The 18344-nt window shown below is 42.3% G+C and carries 15 protein-coding genes and 2 pseudogenes; 8 read left to right on the top strand and 9 right to left on the bottom strand.

The genetic code is table 11. The features are described 5' to 3' along the window. Positions 1-89 precede the first annotated feature (89 nt). From AC1DN5_RS16960 to AC1DN5_RS16935, 6 genes and pseudogenes are all read right to left on the bottom strand, one after another. Entirely contained in the window at positions 90-1115 is a 1026-nt protein-coding gene (locus AC1DN5_RS16960; protein WP_366970107.1) for a TauD/TfdA family dioxygenase, read from the bottom strand. A 63-nt stretch (positions 1116-1178) separates the two neighbouring features. Further along, on the bottom strand, positions 1179-2423 hold the full coding sequence (locus AC1DN5_RS16955) for an ATP-grasp domain-containing protein (protein ID WP_366970108.1): 1245 nt from the start codon (positions 2421-2423) through the stop codon (positions 1179-1181). 26 nt (positions 2424-2449) lie between these two features. Further along, positions 2450-3697, bottom strand: a complete 1248-nt coding sequence (locus AC1DN5_RS16950) for an MFS transporter (protein WP_366970109.1) — start codon at positions 3695-3697, stop codon at positions 2450-2452. Next, positions 3684-4946: an ATP-grasp domain-containing protein gene (locus tag AC1DN5_RS16945; RefSeq protein ID WP_045926852.1), complete on the bottom strand. Its 1263-nt coding sequence runs from the start codon at positions 4944-4946 to the stop codon at positions 3684-3686. Before AC1DN5_RS16945 ends, AC1DN5_RS16950 begins: the two co-directional genes overlap by 14 nt. 85 nt (positions 4947-5031) lie before the next feature. Beyond that, positions 5032-6075 carry an amino acid--tRNA ligase-related protein gene (locus AC1DN5_RS16940; protein WP_016937038.1) on the bottom strand — a complete coding sequence of 348 codons (1044 nt, stop codon included), beginning with the start codon at positions 6073-6075 and terminating at the stop codon, positions 5032-5034. A gap of 196 nt (positions 6076-6271) precedes the next feature. Beyond that, positions 6272-6701 (bottom strand): annotated as a pseudogene (locus AC1DN5_RS16935) (cation efflux transmembrane domain-containing protein); the annotation flags it as partial. Between the two features lie 212 nt (positions 6702-6913). Between AC1DN5_RS16935 and gabP the strand changes: the two are divergent. The 4 genes from gabP (at position 6914) to AC1DN5_RS16915 (ending at position 10625) form a co-directional block, all read left to right on the top strand. Then, on the top strand, positions 6914-8299 hold the full coding sequence (gene gabP, locus AC1DN5_RS16930; RefSeq protein ID WP_016937039.1) for a GABA permease: 1386 nt from the start codon (positions 6914-6916) through the stop codon (positions 8297-8299). 108 nt (positions 8300-8407) lie between these two features. After that, positions 8408-9946: an outer spore coat copper-dependent laccase CotA gene (cotA, locus tag AC1DN5_RS16925; RefSeq protein ID WP_045926854.1), complete on the top strand. Its 1539-nt coding sequence runs from the start codon at positions 8408-8410 to the stop codon at positions 9944-9946. A 206-nt stretch (positions 9947-10152) separates the two neighbouring features. Continuing rightward, a complete protein-coding gene (locus AC1DN5_RS16920) occupies positions 10153-10368 on the top strand; it encodes a cold-shock protein (protein WP_029575254.1) in 216 nt (71 codons plus the stop codon). A gap of 98 nt (positions 10369-10466) precedes the next feature. Further along, on the top strand, positions 10467-10625 hold the full coding sequence (locus tag AC1DN5_RS16915) for a hypothetical protein (protein ID WP_045926855.1): 159 nt from the start codon (positions 10467-10469) through the stop codon (positions 10623-10625). 33 nt (positions 10626-10658) lie between these two features. Here the strand turns inward: AC1DN5_RS16915 and AC1DN5_RS16910 are convergent, their stop codons facing one another. Next, a complete protein-coding gene (locus tag AC1DN5_RS16910; protein ID WP_045926856.1) occupies positions 10659-11702 on the bottom strand; it encodes a TolB family protein in 1044 nt (347 codons plus the stop codon). A 65-nt stretch (positions 11703-11767) separates the two neighbouring features. Continuing rightward, positions 11768-12136, bottom strand: coding sequence for an RlpA-like double-psi beta-barrel domain-containing protein (locus tag AC1DN5_RS16905; RefSeq protein ID WP_016937044.1), 369 nt, complete (start codon positions 12134-12136; stop codon positions 11768-11770). A 360-nt stretch (positions 12137-12496) separates the two neighbouring features. Between AC1DN5_RS16905 and AC1DN5_RS16900 the strand changes: the two genes are divergently transcribed. The 4 genes and pseudogenes from AC1DN5_RS16900 (at position 12497) to AC1DN5_RS16885 (ending at position 17281) form a co-directional block, all read left to right on the top strand. Beyond that, positions 12497-13537 carry a 2,3-butanediol dehydrogenase gene (locus AC1DN5_RS16900; RefSeq protein ID WP_007408876.1) on the top strand — a complete coding sequence of 347 codons (1041 nt, stop codon included), beginning with the start codon at positions 12497-12499 and terminating at the stop codon, positions 13535-13537. Between the two features lie 188 nt (positions 13538-13725). Next, positions 13726-14224 (top strand): annotated as a pseudogene (locus tag AC1DN5_RS16895) (RNA polymerase sigma factor). Next, positions 14224-15084, top strand: coding sequence for an anti-sigma-V factor RsiV (gene rsiV, locus AC1DN5_RS16890; RefSeq protein ID WP_045926858.1), 861 nt, complete (start codon positions 14224-14226; stop codon positions 15082-15084). The pseudogene AC1DN5_RS16895 and the gene rsiV overlap by 1 nt, the downstream one beginning before the upstream one ends. A gap of 265 nt (positions 15085-15349) precedes the next feature. Beyond that, positions 15350-17281: an acyltransferase family protein gene (locus tag AC1DN5_RS16885; RefSeq protein WP_366970111.1), complete on the top strand. Its 1932-nt coding sequence runs from the start codon at positions 15350-15352 to the stop codon at positions 17279-17281. Positions 17282-17321: 40 nt separating this feature from the next. Here AC1DN5_RS16885 and AC1DN5_RS16880 read toward each other — a convergent pair whose 3' ends face one another. After that, positions 17322-18326 (bottom strand): SPFH domain-containing protein, encoded by a 1005-nt coding sequence (locus AC1DN5_RS16880; protein WP_016937049.1) that lies wholly within the window; start codon positions 18324-18326, stop codon positions 17322-17324. Positions 18327-18344 lie beyond the last annotated feature (18 nt).

Raw genomic sequence — 18344 nt, 5'->3', positions numbered from 1 at the left:
AACCATACACTTAGTTAAACGATAAAATTTATTCTAAGTGTATGATTTAAGAAATTTATATTAAGCTAACTGCATAAAACGACTATAATTTACTTTAGTTTAAGTTCATATTTTAGAGGTATGCAAACATGACTGCCAGGGCTTCTGCTAAAACTAGATCGGCCTAAATCATTCACCGTAAACATTCTTTGAAGCCAACGATCTTTCCCATCGTATTGTGGGGTAAAAGATGAGCGAGCGTGCGCTGCTAATCGGTTGTCGATAATAATAAGGTCCCCAGGACAGAGAGGTACTTTTATAGAAACCTTACTTAATGCTTCTTTTAATAATTCCAATGCCCATTTTGCTTCTTCAGTTATTCCTTCCATTAAGGAACAATGTATAACCATTTCTGGTGCTTGAATGCTGCCTGAAAGCACGGGTATGATCTTTGATAAGTCATCCGAATTAAATGAAGCAGGCGGGCTTAATTTATACAGAGGCTCCCTTAATGTTAATACTACTGAACTTGGCAGTAATTCTAAAGCATTAACTATAGAAGCAGTTTCTGTTTGTGCTTCGTTTTTATGGTCTGATCGTAAGCAATATAAAGCAAGGTGATCAGGTCTGTATGGATGTATAGCGTCTTCAGTATGATAAGTAAAAAAGACTTTCGATCCAGAGTTTTCCAAACCGCTTTCTTTCCCTTTAATCGGACAAATATCATGAATGAGCTGTCCATTTTTTTCATCAGCATACCCAATCGGCTCACCCATATACAGCATGAATAGCACTAGACATAATTCACTGACAAAGGAGATCTTATCCAAAGAAGGATTGCCATCATCAGGAGTCTGAGGTAAAATATCGTCTGTAGGCAAGTTTTTAAATAAAATCGTTCCTTCTCTGTTAGAATTTCGCTTAAAATTAATTAGAGCACTCTTTACTCTGTCTGGAAGATTATGCGAAACAAATTGTAATCTATTTAGGTCAGAATTATTAATAGCATTTGGATTGAAGTTAATATCCTTTATTAAGTTCTCAATTAGTTCTTTTTCAGCCTGTGATATTTCTAAAACTACACCTTCACTCATACCTAGAGACGAACTTTTTCCTTCGGTAAGCAAGGTTGACAATTTAATCTTCCCCTTCCAAAACTCAAGTTAATGAATCTTATAAAATTATTTTTTATTATAATATTACTGTTTTACAAAGCTTTTATATTCATACTGATGTTCTTTGATAGCATTCATTACATCTTTATAAACTTGATTTGTTTCCCCTTTAAAGATGTATCTGGCCGGAATCTTCAAATATCCGCCGCTTCCATCCAGTACGTCTCCTTTACTCCGTAAATACTCTTCTACTAAAGTTGACAATTTCCCTTTAAATGAAGTGTTTTTTTCCATTAAACAAGGCAGTTCTGCTGGAAAAGGAATTAAGAGATAGCCTGAAGATACTCCTTCATCCAGCCGCACATCTGAAACTTCTTCCCCTAATTCAACTTTTAACTGATCAGTTACAGCATCTCTGCCAATCAATAGGCTTACACATCTTGGTATATCTGCTCCTCCCATACGGGCACCAATTTCCATAAAAATAGGTTCGGGCTTGTCACTTTTCTCATCTACAATTAATTCAAGATGGAACATCGTATTGTTTATTCCCAAGGCATTAACTGTCTTTTGGGTAAAGTCGATGAGCCCCTCATATAACATAGTCTCATTCTTATCTACAGAAACAGATCCCAATGGACTTTGTTGAAAGAATTTTATTGGTGGATTGATATACCGAAACGGAATACAAAATTTTAATTGATTATCCTTTACTAATCCATCAACGTGAAATACTGTTCCCTCACAATATTCCTCGCATTCCAAGTCCTTAAATTCTATGTGTGGCAATATTTCGTCATACTCCTCTTGATTATGAAGAATATGAACTCCTTTACTAGCAGCCATTCTCCGAGGCTTTATGACAATAGGAAAGCCTGCTTGGTTAATAAATTGTTCTAATTCCTCTACACTGTCGCATTTACTAAATTTAGGAGTTCTTAAGCCGGATTGACTGACAATCTCTTTCATCTTTACCTTATCTCTGGCATTTAGAGCCTGTTCAAAAGATAGACCCTCTAATCCCTTTTCATCTCTTAATTTCCCTGAATTCAATATATCCCATTCACTCAGAGCTATTAACCGATCTATACTTCCTCCTTTTTTTTCAATCTTTTCAAATGCTGTACGAATGTTATCCAAAGAGTTAATATCCTCAACAAGCTCTATGATAGAATTTTCTAAAATATTTTGAGATAAACCTTTATTGCCTTCAGCGTCAACAATATAACTTACTTTATATTCGTTATGATTCATTATCTTTTCATAATCAGGTTTTTCAGAATCCCATCCTACTGACCAGCGATTAATAATACATATGTGTTTAGTCATTATACTAGTCCCCTTTATCCTTCATATTATAATTCTAAAACATCTTTTTGGGCAGCATGACGTTTATTATAAAAATAATAAGTAAATATTGTGGAGTTGACTACAATCCAAAAAATCGAAACTCCTAATATTACTTCTTGAGGTCCTGTAATTTTAGTAAAGGTAGAAGTTATTAATCCAGCAAGGGGCAGGCTTAGACGATTAAAGAAAACAATAGTTCCCATACTCTTACCTAATTGATGTTTCGGTATTAACTTAACTCGTTCTGTTCTTAGAAATACATTAAAAATCCCTATTCCACAAACCAAAAGGGCGTAGCCGATAACATAAATGTAAAATTGATTGGCTATTCCCAAAATGATGCCGGATAATGTTAATAACACAATAGATGCTATGCCTATATTATTAATACTCTTACTTTTTTTCAAAAATACAGGAATTAACAAAACCACTATAGATCCCGTGATCCCGCCAAACATCGCCAAAAATGAATACTCTCTAGATGTTGCACCAAGAACCCCTTGGGCTACAGCTGGATTTAAAGCCATTACAGTCCCCATCACAAGATTAATAAGCATTGTTGCCAGTACCAACAGCCGAAGAAAGAAATTTTTAGCTATAAACTTAAACCCATCCCCAATTGTTACTAGAACTCGTTTAACGGACTTCGTTTCCCTAACAACCAGATTTTTAGCCTTATTGGGAAGACCCAGTACTCCGAAACCTGTCACTGCAAATGCAATACCAGTAATAATAAGAAAATCCATCTCTTTTATAAATAGAACCAATATACTTGCCAAAGCCGGTCCTATCACTTGGGAACTAAGCTCCAATCCTTGGATTAACGATTGGATGCGGGGAATATCGTTATTATCAAAGTTCCTCCCGATAGTTGTTTCTAATGTGACAAAGTTTAATGAGTTTAAAATAGCGAACAAAGATGCTGCAACTGAAAGTATAATAAATGTTTGGCTTGGCATATAGATTAATAATAAGAAGCCTGATATGGAAACCAATGCTCGCAGGCTATCGCCAATAATATAAAGTTTCTTTTCTTTATAAGTATCTACAAGCACTCCTATGAAGGGGAGTAATAATACTGCCGGCAACCACTCTATAAGAAATGCTAATCCTGATTTGGACGCTTCTCCGGTGTATTGAAAAATTAATAAAGGGATAGCAAATAGCAGAAGTTGTTCGGATACTGTTGATACAAATCTGCACCCAAGGAACCAAATCAATTTAGATGTATAGATACTATTAGACTTTTTCAAGATAGTCTAAAGGCTCCTTTAATTCCATATTATAGTACACAGGTTTTATCCATCCGTTATGTAGAGTTTTTACTCTTATAGAATCTACATCTTTAATTACGTCTTCCCTTAGTCCAGAGAGCATTCCCAGCCAACTCCAATTACTGCTTCCCATAGCGGAAACGGTGTCCCCTAAATTTTGGGCCTGTGTATGCTTAGATTTCATATTTTCTGCATACTTAATTTCAAGTACTCTATCTTGATTAGGAATTCCGTATGCTATCCCTAAGCTCTCCTTACATTCTTCTCCCCAAAAGGCCGCAGGAATGATCTCTTTTTCATTTAGGACTAACTCCATTGCTTGTCGGTAAATACTATGCGGTTCAATTCCGTATGAACAAGCTATAATCTCAGTAATATTTGCTCCGCCAGGCCTTCCAAAGTTACAATCTATTAGTTTAACTTGATTTTCTGAAACAATAAATTCAGTATGAAAAAATCCTCTGCTATACCCGCTCCTCTCCACTAGAGTTTGAACAATCTTGCACAATTCTTTCTGAGCTATAGAATGATAAGGGAATATGAATACCGATTCTGCATTTTCCGTCTTCCTTCTGCCAGTTACTCCAATTGGAATTACTTTACTCTCTAAAACGTATCCCTCTAAGCTTACAAGTTCTCCGTCTATTATTTCTTGAACGACATATTCGTCAGGGTGCAGATGCTTAGGTAAGGTTTTATCAAATAATTTTTCTATATTCTCAATATCATTTTCATCCTCTAATACACTTATACCTTTAGCCCCAGCTGCAAAGGATGGTTTTAGTATCAATCCATTCTGTGAAGCTGATAACATTTTTTTTATCTCTGAATAAGGAATCGCCCCTGTAGTGAAAGAAAGTGATAGCGGCGTAAATTCTGGGATAATGTCATTGACATAAGCCTTATCCTTAAGTAATTCAATTTTTGGATCAATTCCCTTTATATCTAAAGCGCTGCATAATTTAGTGCAAATTTCTAATTTACTATCTAAAAAAGAGATAACTCCTGCAATGTCCTCTTTTGGAAAAGTTTTTATAATTTCATACAGTTCTTCAAAAGAATTAGTATTACAATTAATAAACTTATAAGATGTAAGTTGAGAGAGTGCATCTCCTTCCTGACTATTTAAGTTTGTCAAGAACAGAACATTCAGATTCATTTCCTTTGCCGCTTTTACAATATACTCTGGCCCAATAACAGAAGAATCAATAACAAATAAGGTTTTCACGTTTTTCTAATTCTCCCTTCTATACACTCAAAAGAAAGAAAAGGGTCAGAATTTAATTCCTTACCCTCTCCCCTATTAGAAGTTATTATTTTTGAATAGGACGTGTAATCGTCGTGTTTGGACCTGCATCATGATATTGAATGAAATCTAAAATACTTTCTGCGCCAGAGATAAACTTTAACAATCTCTCCAGTCCAATTCCAAATCCAGCTGTTTGTACTTGTGATTTATCTTTCCATTGAGCATATTCCGGATGATAAGAATTGCCGAGAGTTTTTGATTGGTTAATAATCTCCTCTCCGCTAGTTGGACGGATACCCCCGGTAGTCAGTTCACCGTAGCCAAAAGGTAACATTAAATCGTAAGTTTGAAAAACACCTTTTGGACTTTCATGATAAATTGAATCTCTGACTCCTGCTGGATAGTTATAAATCCAAAAAGGTGTGTCAAATTGGTTAGAGAGAAGTGCGTCTTCTTCAGAAGTAAGATCCCCTTCTGAATCTTTAGATCGTCCTACTCTTTCTAAGGCTTCTTCAAATGTTATTCTAGGATATGAGCCTTTTACCAAGCTCTCTGTGTTGCGTTTTGCTAAAGGAGTTAACGTCAAATTATCATTATTATCAATTAGAGATAAAATCTTATTGCCTGCTTCATAGAGAATCTTCTCCCCTAAATCGAAAACATCTTCCATTCTCTCAGTTCTCCATTCAATTTCAAATTGAAAGAAGGAATAAATATGTTTTGCAGACAGCTCTTCCCCTTCCATCAATAATCGAAGGCATGGGGCAAGGCAATAAACCTTAGGTAAATATTCCGTTGCCATCTGTTTTTCTACAACATGACTAACACTCATATAGTAATACTGTTCACCTGCCACCTCAACTTTTGAGTTAGAGGAGGAGTCATGATCCCCATTTTCTCTAATGTCAGGTAAAGTTTTATCCCCTAGTACGATTACTGAATGCTTGGCACCTGGCTCATATCTTCTAGAAAAGGGAGTTGGAACAATTTCGTCAAACTTAAATAAATCCATTGAATTTCTCAGCGACTTTAAAAGAGTTGAAGTCCATGCATAAGTTTCATTATAAGCAAGTTGTCTAGTGTCTAAATTTTCAATTTCAACCTTCATTTGTTACACCTTCCTATTCTGAATATTAGTAAATAGATATAAATAATCTTTTAATTTAATTACAAAAATAAGAATAAATTGTATATTTGTAATTAAATACATTTACAGAAAACAGATTATTATAACGAAATGATTCTGTCAATTGAAAATATATGAAATAGTACAAATTATCTGTTCTCTCCTGTAATTCCGATAACGTGCTGATACTGACGAATGCCTCGAAATTTATTATTACCAGCTGCAAGGAGCACCTGGCTCTTCACTTTTTTGACCGGCCTAATATTGTACTGGCAGGCCTGCTGTCGTCCAAGCTTTTGGCATCTCTTGTTTAGCAGAAAAAATAAATTCCAACAGCACTTGCAGTCCGACAACTCTCATAATAAAAGATTCGATAAGCGATGCGATCGTTTCCACCCGAAAGCGGCCGTGAATGGATGATCTACTTCAGGAGGTTTTTGAGAGATGGCAGGACGATTATTACAGCCACCGAAACAATAATGTCAGTTATTATTAAACCTCTGCAGTAAGTGCTTCTGAGTGAAAAACATAACCGATGATCAGCTTCATTGCAGATAGAACACCATTGTCCCGGATTCTCCCTTTTTCAGTTCATCATTTCTCTTCATATTAATAAACTCCTCTCTACTCGCATTTTCCTATTATTGAGATACATCACTGAACCACAGTGGGTCTATAGAAACACCTTGCGTCATTTTCTGTGTACGGATGAGAAAAGAAGTCACATTTTCTAACATCATTAACAAATGTCTCATGCATTTATGATAGAATAATATTTGTCGGAATATTCAGCATAAAATAACCCAAAAGGAGGCAAAGAATGAATCAGCCTAATTCTTTATCGAAGGGATTAAAAACCCGGCATATGACCATGATTTCAATTGCCGGCGTGATCGGCGCCGGATTATTTGTCGGAAGCGGATCCGTCATTCATTCCACCGGACCCGGAGCGATTGTCTCCTACGCATTAGCAGGACTATTAGTGATTTTTATTATGAGGATGCTGGGGGAAATGTCCTCCGTCAACCCGACAAGCGGTTCGTTTTCACAGTACGCGCATGACGCCATCGGACCGTGGGCCGGTTATACCATCGGATGGCTGTATTGGTTTTTCTGGGTCATCGTCATTGCCATTGAAGCCATTGCGGGCGCCGGAATCATACAGTACTGGTTCCCCGGGATTCCGTTATGGCTGACGAGTCTGCTTCTGACCGTGCTATTAACACTGACGAATATTTATTCAGTTAAATCGTTCGGTGAATTTGAATACTGGCTTTCCTTAGTGAAGGTAGCGACAATCGTTGTCTTCTTAATCGCGGGATTTGCTTTCATTTTCGGAATCGTCCCCGGCAGCAAACCGGTCGGGCTGGAAAATCTGACGGGCAACGGCGGATTTCTCCCTAATGGCCCAAGTTCCGTTCTGCTCGGAATCGTCGTCGTCATTTTCTCTTTCATGGGATCTGAAATCGTCGCAATCGCAGCGGGAGAAACGTCAAACCCGGTCGAATCCGTCACAAAGGCGACCCGCTCAGTCGTCTGGAGGATCATTATTTTTTACGTCGGTTCCATTACGGTTGTGGTCACGCTGCTTCCGTGGAATTCAGCCAATATTTTGGAAAGCCCCTTCGTTGCCGTTTTGGGACATATCGGGGTTCCCGCAGCCGCTCAGATCATGAATTTCATCGTCCTGACAGCCGTTCTGTCCTGCCTGAACTCCGGGCTTTATACGACGTCACGGATGCTGTATTCACTGGCGGCGCGAAATGAAGCGCCGCGGCGTTTTATGAAACTGAGTAAAAGAGGCGTACCGGTCCAAGCCATTATCGCCGGCACCTTTTTCTCCTATATTGCCGTTGTCATGAACTACTTTTCTCCCGACTCCGTATTCTTATTTCTGGTCAATGCATCAGGGGCGATCGCACTGCTCGTCTATCTCGTCATCGCCGTCTCACATCTGAGAATGAGAAAGAAAATCGAACGGACAAACCCTGAATCTCTTAAAATCAAAATGTGGTTTTATCCGTACTTAACCTACCTGACGATTATCGCCATTTGCGCCATCTTGTTATCTATGCTGTTTATCAGTTCAATGCGGTCTGAATTTCTGCTGACAGGATTTATTACACTGCTGGTGCTTGCCTCATATGTATTCCGCAAAAAACAAAAACCGAAAGAGAGCGCTTCCGCAAACCGGGTTGCGCAATAACAGAAACACCCGTCCTCAAAAAAGGGCGGGTGTTTTTTTAACCAACTTGTTCCAGGCAGCATTATCTATAGTACAGGAATTCAATAAATGATAAGGACAGGATGAATAATGGCACTTGAAAAATTTGCAGATGAACTGCCGATTATCGAAACACTGAAGCCGCAGAAGAAATCAGACGGCAGCACGTATTATGAAGTCACGATGAAGGAATGCTTTCACAAGCTGCACCGCGATCTCCCGCCGACCCGGCTGTGGGGGTATAACGGTTTGTTTCCGGGCCCGACGATCGACGTCAACCAAGGTGAAAGCATTTATGTTAAATGGATGAATGACTTGCCGGATAAGCACTTTCTGCCCGTAGACCATACCATTCACCATTCAGAAAGCGGCCATCAGGAACCTGATGGCAGAACCGTCGTCCATTTACACGGAGGAGAAACGCCGCCTGACAGCGACGGCTATCCGGAAGCCTGGTTCACACGGGATTTTAAGGAAACGGGTCCTTATTTTGAAAAAGAGGTATACTATTATCCAAACAAACAGCGCGGGGCGCTCTTATGGTATCACGACCATGCCATGGCGGCCACGAGGCTCAATGTGTACGCCGGACTTGCCGGGATGTATATCATCCGTGAGCGAAAAGAAAAGCAGCTGAAGCTTCCCGCCGGAGAGTATGACGTACCGCTTATGATTTTGGACCGCACGTTAAATGACGACGGTTCCTTGTCTTATCCGAGCGGGCCGGATAACCCTTCCGAAACGCTGCCCACCCCTTCAATCGTCCCGTTTCTTTGCGGAAATACCATTCTCGTCAACGGAAAAGCATGGCCGTATATGGAAGTCGAACCCCGGACATACCGTTTCCGCATCCTTAACGCCTCAAATATGAGATCATTTACTCTCTCGCTCAATAACGGCGGCCGGTTTATCCAAATCGGTTCTGACGGCGGACTGCTCCCCCGCTCTGTCAGAACACAGACCATCAGCTTAGCCCCGGCAGAGCGGTATGATGTGCTGATTGATTTCTCCGCTTTTGACGGAGAACATATCATTCTGACGAACGGCACCGGCTGCGGGGGTGACGTCGATCCGGATACAGACGCCAATGTCATGCAGTTCCGCGTCACAAAACCGCTGAAGGGAGAAGACACAAGCCGAAAGCCTAAATATCTTTCAGCCATGCCTGATATGACCTCAAAACGAATACACAATATCAGGACGCTTAAACTCACAAATACGCAGGACAAATACGGCCGGCCGGTTTTGACGCTTAATAACAAGCGCTGGCATGATCCTGTGACAGAAGCGCCGAAGCTCGGCACAACGGAAATCTGGTCGATTATCAATCCGATGGGGGGAACCCATCCGATACACCTGCACCTTGTTTCCTTCCAGGTTCTTGACCGGCGTCCTTTTGACTTAGAACGTTATAACAAATTCGGCGACATTGTGTATACGGGCCCCGCCGTCCCTCCTCCTCCAAGTGAAAAAGGCTGGAAAGACACCGTGCAGGCGCACTCGGGAGAAGTCATCAGAATCGCGGCGACATTCGCTCCTTACAGCGGACGCTACGTATGGCACTGTCATATTTTAGAGCATGAAGATTACGACATGATGAGACCGATGGACGTCACGGATAAGCAGTAAACAAGAATCACCCCTTTTCTCCGGAAGGGGCTTTTTTTATTTATCAAAAAGAAAAAATAAGAAGCCGTTTATTTGCATATACTGTAATAACAGGAAGACGATGCACCCTCATTGGAAATATGGATAGAAAAAGGAATTAGGAGATTAGGGAAAAGTATGAGACAATGAAGGAGTGCACGAAAATTCATAAGGGAAGAAGTGACTTTATGTCTTACTACAACAAACGTAATCAGGAACCGCTGCCTAAAGAAGATGTCAGTACGTGGGAATGCACGAAAGAGGACTGTATCGGCTGGAGCAGAAAGAATTTTGCCGGCACCGGCAGTGATACCCCGACTTGCCCCCTTTGCGGCAGTAAAATGATCGACGGCGTCCGTTCGTTGGTGAATCTCCAAAACAACAATCAAACGGCATCAAGTTAGACCTCCCTTTTACGAGTCTCAACATAGAGAAGGCCTCCATGTCCCATGAGAGGCCTTTGCGTTATCATGTCCTTTTATGATGAAAAGGAGCAATGAACATGAAAAACGATCAGCAGCAAAAAGACCTGAAGGAGATGGCGAAACGGAAGAAAAAGAACCTTGCCGCACAGTCATTCATCGAAACACTCCATTTTGCCGTTCCGATTCTCCGTTTTTTCAAATGGCTCGCCTCAGCCGCAGCCAGCCTTGTTTATTAAAAAACACCCAGCTGGCGCTGAGTGTTTTTTTCATTATTGGATAACGGAAAAGCTGTTGATAATGCCGCTGTCATTTTCCCAGACTTTTTCACATTTTTTCGTATCCAAATGATAAGCATAAATGGTCCGGACCTTCGCGTTCCGCCCCGTTTCATCCTTCAAGCGTTTAGCGCCTTTGGCTTCCGCCATGAAATAAATGATGCTGCCGTCTTTAGAAAACTGCGGCTGGGCATCTATCAGCGGAGCGAAATCCTTCCCGTTTGTAATAATCGTTTCATCTTTTTTCGTTTTGACATTCATCAGACGGATGGACGCTTTTTGTTCCGTCCCTTTTTGTGTATAAGATGTAAAGACAAGGTTCTTTCCGTCCGGTGACATCGCCACGTCGCTGATAAACTGTTCAAGATTGGTCAGATCCTGAAGGTTTTTGCCCGCCCCTGCTGCAAACCGGATATTCGTCGGTTCAGGGTCAATCCCCTTCTCATTTGCCTCATCCGTTTTTTTATAATCCTCTTTAACGGAATAATGCAGAAGCGCAAAATCGTTTTGGCTGCGGTTATAAAAGAAGCTGCTCACACTGTCGTCTTTCTCATCCGCCGCCGGATACAGATTTTGATAACGCTTCGTTTTCAAATCAAAAGATGCGAGACGGAAAATATCTTCATCCGCTTTACCGAGACGGAAATAAATGTGCGTCAGGTCCTTTGATAAAAACAGACTGTCAGCGCTCGCCGATCCTTTATAAAGCACCGTCTTCTTTTTCGTCTTCAGATCAAGCTTATACAGACGCATTTCATTTTGATCATTATTACCGACAAAATAGAGCGCCTGGTGAGCGTCATCCAGCGCAAACGCCGGATATGCCGAAAGCTTTTCCTCGTACAGCATGCGGCTGTCTTCGTAATATTTCGTCATCAGATCTTTGTCTGTAAGCGAAACAAGCAGCTTGTCATGCCCGCCGGAAACAACGGCTTTTCCGCCGCTGCCGCTTTTTCCTTTGATCAGCAGAACAGCTCCGATGACCGCCGCCGCCAAAACAGCGGCTGCGAGGATCCAAATCCATCGTTTCTTCTTCATTATCAATCTCTCCGTCAATCAGAAAAAGCAAGAATCATTCTCCTTGCTTTTTAAGATGGTCTATTTTAATAGCTGTAATGTCCGGATACTCTTCCTTTGCTTAACGGATATCCGAGCGCTTTGAACGCTTTCGGGCTGACATCCAATACGGCATTCGGCAGACGGCCTACATCATTTTTGTATACTGTGATAACCTTTTTCGGTTTTGATTTCGCATAAGCTCTGATTTTCGTTCCGTTTCTCGGAACGTCAAATCCTAATTTTGTCGCGCAATCCCAGTGTCCCAGTTTTTTACCGGACGATCCTTTTTTACCGACTCCATTATACCATGTAATATTTCCGTTCACTTTTTTAGCACTTGCATCAGAAGAGAAACTGATCGCTCCCAGCGTGCTTCCTGCTAAAATCAATAAGGCTAAGAATAACTTCTTCAAGCTTTCATCCTCCTGATTCTTTATTCTAGGCAAAATTATACACCAAGAAGACGTTTATAATATTTCAATCACTTTACATGTTCATTACAACGTGACGGAAACACGCACTCAATTGATGACACAAACTCCTGTTCTATATAATTCCATGGTAAATTATACTACAAAATTTAATACATTAGCGTTATAATATTCATAGAGTATTTCTGCATTCAATATGGACTTTTTATAAGGCCTATTGATAATTGCGTCATATGATATAGTTTGAGAAATCAGGCTTCAGGAAGCATTTCTTCCTTTTAACCGTGGTTCATATTGATCATGTACCTATACTCGTTTCTATCAGACTAGGAGTGATAATCAATGAAAGCGGCAAGATGGCACAATCAAAAAGACATTCGAATCGAAAACATTGATGAACCTAAAGCAGAACCGGGAAAAGTCAAAATTAAAGTCAAATGGTGCGGGATTTGCGGAAGCGACCTTCATGAATATCTGGGAGGTCCGATCTTTATTCCGGTCGGCAAACCTCATCCGTTAACAAACGAAATGGCGCCCGTCACGATGGGTCACGAATTCTCAGGAGAAGTCGTGGAAGTAGGAGAAGGCGTCAAAAATTACAGCGTCGGCGACCGTGTCGTCGTAGAACCGATTTTTGCCACACACGGACATCAGGGTGCCTATAACCTTGATGAACAAATGGGATTCTTAGGCTTAGCCGGAGGCGGCGGCGGATTTTCTGAATATGTGTCCGTTGACGAAGAATTGCTGTTTAAGCTTCCTGAAGAGCTTTCTTACGAACAGGGCGCGCTTGTTGAGCCGTCAGCGGTAGCACTTTACGCCGTCCGCCAAAGCAAATTAAAAGCGGGCGACAAGGCAGCCGTTTTTGGCTGCGGACCGATCGGGCTGCTTGTGATTGAAGCCCTGAAAGCGGCCGGCGCAACGGATATTTACGCGGTCGAACTTTCACCGGAACGCCAGGAAAAAGCGAAAGAACTCGGCGCTATCATCATTGATCCGTCAAAAACGGATGATGTAGTTGAAGAAATCGCTAAACGCACAAACGGCGGCGTTGACGTTTCTTATGAAGTGACAGGCGTTCCTGTCGTTCTCCGCCAGGCGATCCAGTCAACAAACATTGCCGGTGAAACGGTTATCGTCAGCATCTGGGAAAAAGGAGCGGAAATCCATCCGAACGACATCGTCATCAAAGAACGGACCGTAAAAGGAATTATCGGATACCGTGATATCTTCCCTTCCGTTCTTGCACTGATGAAAGAAGGCTACTTCTCAGCAGATAAGCTCGTCACGAAAAAAATCGTGCTCGACGATTTGATTGAAGAAGGCTTCGGCGCTTTAATCAAAGAGAAAAACCAAGTGAAAATCTTAGTCAAACCGAACTAAGCCGTTCGGCAAAATACCAGACACATCCGAAAAAGAGCCGCTCAGGCTCTTTTTTTCGTCTCTTCCTCTTCCCTTCCTTTTCCTTTTAAAAATGATCCGCTCTGCGCAAACTATTTTTTACCCTGTCCCGTCTATCCTTAGGCAGCAGCCTATGATACGTATTTTTTAAAAAGGAGCCCTTTGAAGCAATGAAGAACGAAACAGCCAAAGCGTCGCTTGTGACGTGCATAACTGAGCGCAAAGAAGACTTTTACCGGCTTGCGTACAAGTTATGTAAAGAACAAGGATGACGCGTTAGATATTGTTCAGGAATCAATTCAAAAAGCGTTGACATCGGTCGAATCCGTCAAAAACCCCGATGTAATCAAAAGCTGGTTTTATAAAATTTTAGTGCGCACGGCCATTGATTTTCTCCGCAAACAGAAAAAACTAAAAGTGATGGACGATGAAACGATCGAGTTTTTAAGCCGCGGAAAGGAAGATCACTACAAAGACACAGACCTTCACGAAGCGCTTGACGACCTGCCGCATCCATATAAAACCATTATCATTCTGCGTTTCTTTGAAGACCTGAAATTAGAAGAAATCGCAGACATCACGGGGGAAAACATCAATACCGTTAAAACACGCCTTTACAGGGGGCTGAAGCTTATGCGCATTCAGCTGACGAAGGAGGATCTTTCTTAATGGAAAAGAGATTAGAGCAATTAAGGGAAGAGTACAAAAGTGTGCCCATTCCTAAGGAATTGGACAGCATTGTTGAAAAAGCCCTTCAGCCAAAACCGAAGAAAAAACGAATCGTGATGTGGCCGACATCTGCGGCAGTCGCTGCGGCCGTCTTATTTACCGCCGTTGTCAATATCAATCCGGATGCCGCACAGGCCATGTCCAAAATCCCCGTCATCGGCAAAGTCGTCCAAGCCATCACGTTCGTGGAGATGAAAGAAGAAAAGAACCAATCAAACATTGATGTGAAAACACCCGCACTGTCCGGCCTTTCCAATCATAAACTTGAAGACAGCATCAACCGGCATTATATGAAAGAAAGCAAAGAGCTGTATCAGGAATTTATGAAGGCGACCTCAAAAAGCAAAAAAGGCCACCTCAGCATCTACAGCGATTATGAAACCGTGACTGATACAGCGGATCTGATCTCAGTCCGCCGTGATATCGAAAAAACACAAGCTTCCGCTTATACGCAAAGCCGATACATCACGATTGATAAAAAAAATGAGGCCGTGCTTACGTTAAAGAGTTTATTCAAAGATGACCGTTATATCAAAGTCATCAGCCAAAATATTAAAGAACAAATGAAAAAGCAGATGAAAGAAGACCCGAATAAAATCTACTGGGTCGAAGATGATGATATGGCGGAGCCTTTCAAATCCATCCGCGCTGACCAAAACTTTTATATTACAGATCAGCACAAACTTGTCATCTCATTTGATGAATATGAAGCGGCACCCGGATATATGGGCGTTACAGAGTTTACAATACCGACCTCTGTCATCTCCAAACTGCTTGTCGGAGACCGCTATATCCGGTAAAAGAAAAAAATCCATGATATCCGCAGATCATGGATTTTTTCTTTTTCCCGCAACAGCCATTGCGCAAGGGAACCCTTTCATATAACAGACGCCGGACAGGGGCAGAAAAGTTTAAGAGAATCAGAACATTTCATTCATTTTTTCTGAAACAAAATCCCCTTCCGAATGCGTCTATTTAACGGAACAAATGGAAGACTGTACAGAAATCTGCCATAGCCGTCCGCAAAACAGCGAGAATTTCCGCACACATTATTGGAGGAATACCATGTCAGACAAGTCACTGCACCACCGCTATATTCCCGGACTGGATGGACTTCGCGCCTTTGCCGTCCTCGCCGTGATCGCCTATCACCTGAATTTTAATTGGGCAGACGGCGGTTTCATTGGTGTTGATATCTTTTTTGTTTTATCGGGATATTTAATTACATCCATTATATTGCCTGCCCAAGGCAATAACATCACCCTTGATTTGCGTGATTTTTGGGTGCGCCGGATCAGACGGCTTCTGCCGGCGGCTTATCTCATGATTATCACGACAGTCATTTGGGTCGTACTGTTTAACAGCGAGCTCCTGCATACCGTACGAGGAGATGCGGTCTCCTCACTTTTTTACATAAGCAATTGGTGGTTTATCTTTCATAAACTTTCTTATTTCGACAGCTTCGGCTCCCCTTCGCCATTAAAAAACCTGTGGTCGCTGGCGATTGAAGAACAGTTTTATATCTTATGGCCCTTTTTGCTGCTTGCGGGAATGTACATATGTAAAACACGGGCCCGGCTTGCAGCTGCGGTCATGTTCCTCGCCTTATGCTCAGCAGTCGTAATGAGTATGATGTATGTGCCCGGCGGAGATCCGAGCCGCGTTTATTACGGGACGGACACCCGTTCATTTGAATTGCTGATCGGCTGCGCTTTAGCTTTAGTATGGCCGATGAAACGATTATCTTCCAAACGGCTGCCGAGCAGCATGAAACATCTGCTTCACGGGGCAGAGCTTGCCGCCTTTGCCGCACTGGTGCTTTGCGTCTTTTACACGGATGAATATGAACCCTTCCTGTACAAAGGCGGCATGCTTTTGATCAGCATCACTGCAGCGGTTCTTGTCGCATGTATATGCCATCCGAGCAGCTTTATAGGATATGTCCTTTCATGGAAGCCGCTTCGCTGGATCGGAACGAGATCATACGGAATCTATCTTTGGCATTACCCGGTTATCGTGCTGAGCACCCCGGTGCAGGAAATCGGAAATCCGGTTTATTGGCATTGCGCCGTCAGAATCGGCGCCACTTTCATTTTGGCCGAGCTTTCTTATCATTTCATTGAGAAGCCGATCCGCTCTGCAGGCTTCCGGCCATTTTTACGCCGCGTGTTTCTGAACCGCTTTTTGGAATGGAAGACGTCCTCTGTCATCAGCAGAATGTCGCTCGGCCTCATTCTTGCCGCCATTCTCGTATTTGCGGGCGGGCTGTCAGGGATAGCCGAAGAGAAAAAAAAGCCGCAATGGACGTACGCGCAAAACGAGCAGCAAGAAACAGCCGCCTCTTCGCACAAAACGGCCGATCACGATCAACCTGCTAAAGAAGATGACAGCAAGAAAAAACACGGCGGCGAAAAAACGGATACCGCATCAGACAACAACAAGAAAAAACCAACAGGCAAATCAGATACGAAGAAGACGAAAGACAAAAAGGAACAGTCATCTCAAAAAACGGCTGACCCAAAACAAGCACAGCCTCAGCAAGACGTGCTGGCCATCGGTGACTCGGTGATGCTGGACATTGCGTCATACCTGCGGCAGTCCCTCCCTCATGTCACCATCGACGGAAAGGTAGGAAGACAAGTCTCTCAAGCACTCCGGCTCACTTCGGAATATGCGTCATTTAATCAGCCGAACAAAGCGGTCATCATCGAGTTAGGGACGAATGGCTATTTCACAAACAGCCAAATTGAATCACTGATCAGCTCCTTCTCAAAAGCCGATATCTATCTTGTCAACACGCGTGTACCGCGGCAGTGGGAAAGCAAAGTAAACGAATCATTGCGCCAGCAGGCCGAGTCACGCAAAAATGTGACCCTTGTCGATTGGCACGCAAAAGCATTGCAGCACCCTGAATACTTCACACCGGACGGCGTCCATCTCATACCCGAGGGATCAAAAGCGCTGACATCCCTCATCGTCCAAACAATGAAATCATGACAAAAAAAGAGGCCAAAAAAGGCCTCTTTTTCGTATATCGTCAGGCAAGCTTCTGTCCGCAATTCGGGCAAAAATTCGCGCCTTCCGTTTTCGTTCCGCAGTTCGGACAAAATTTCGGCTTAGCCGCTCCTTCCGAGCCGTTTGCCTGCGCCGTCCCCTGATTTTGCTGACTTTGATTCTGCTGCGGCTGGTTCTGCTGATTTTGATTCATTTGGTTCATCATTTGATTGGCCATATTCATTCCCATCATCATGCCCGCCATGTCGGAGGCGGCGCCGCTTCCGCTCATTTTGCCGGATGACATTCCGTCCGTCATGGAAATCTGCTGATAGCGGTTCACATCGCCCACCATGCCGTAAGAAGCGTTTTTCGTAATCATATCCTGAACTTCCTGCGGATAGTTAAAGCTCATAATATTGAAACCCGTAATCGACATCCCGTCTCCGATCAACTGCATATCAAGATCTTCTTGAATCCCTTTTCCGATTTCAAATGAATTCGACTGCAGATTGAACATGTCTTTTCCTTCTTTTGTGATCCATTTCATCAAAAGCTGATCGAGAATAGACGTAATCCGGATTTTAATGTCATCCACTAAATAGCTGTCCTTGACACCCGCAATCTTATCAATCAATCCGATGTAGTCAATGACCTTGAAGTTAAATGTGCCGTTTGCTCGGATCGGCATACCGCCAGGCATTCCCGCCGCCGGAATGTTAATGGCGTTTTTCGTGCCCCACTTCACGGTGAACTCCTTCGTATTCACAAACAGCACTTCAGCCCGCATGCCGCTGTTAAAGCCAAACTTAAATCCTTTTAATGTCGATAGAAACGGAATGATTTCTGATTCGATATCATAATCGCCGTCATCACGGAAAATCCCTTCAATCTTCCCGTTGTATAAAAAGATGGCATCCTGCCCCGGCCGGATGATCAGACGGCTGCCTTTTTTAATTTCACGGTTGTTCCATTTATAGAAAACCATGTCGTCTCTGAATTCTTCCCATTCCACCACATTTGCTAACTGATTTCTGAAAAAGCCCATGTATGTTCAAATCCTTTA

It is taken from the genome of Bacillus sp. 01N42_2, from assembly GCF_056399565.1.
This window is presented reverse-complemented; position numbering and strand designations above follow the sequence as displayed.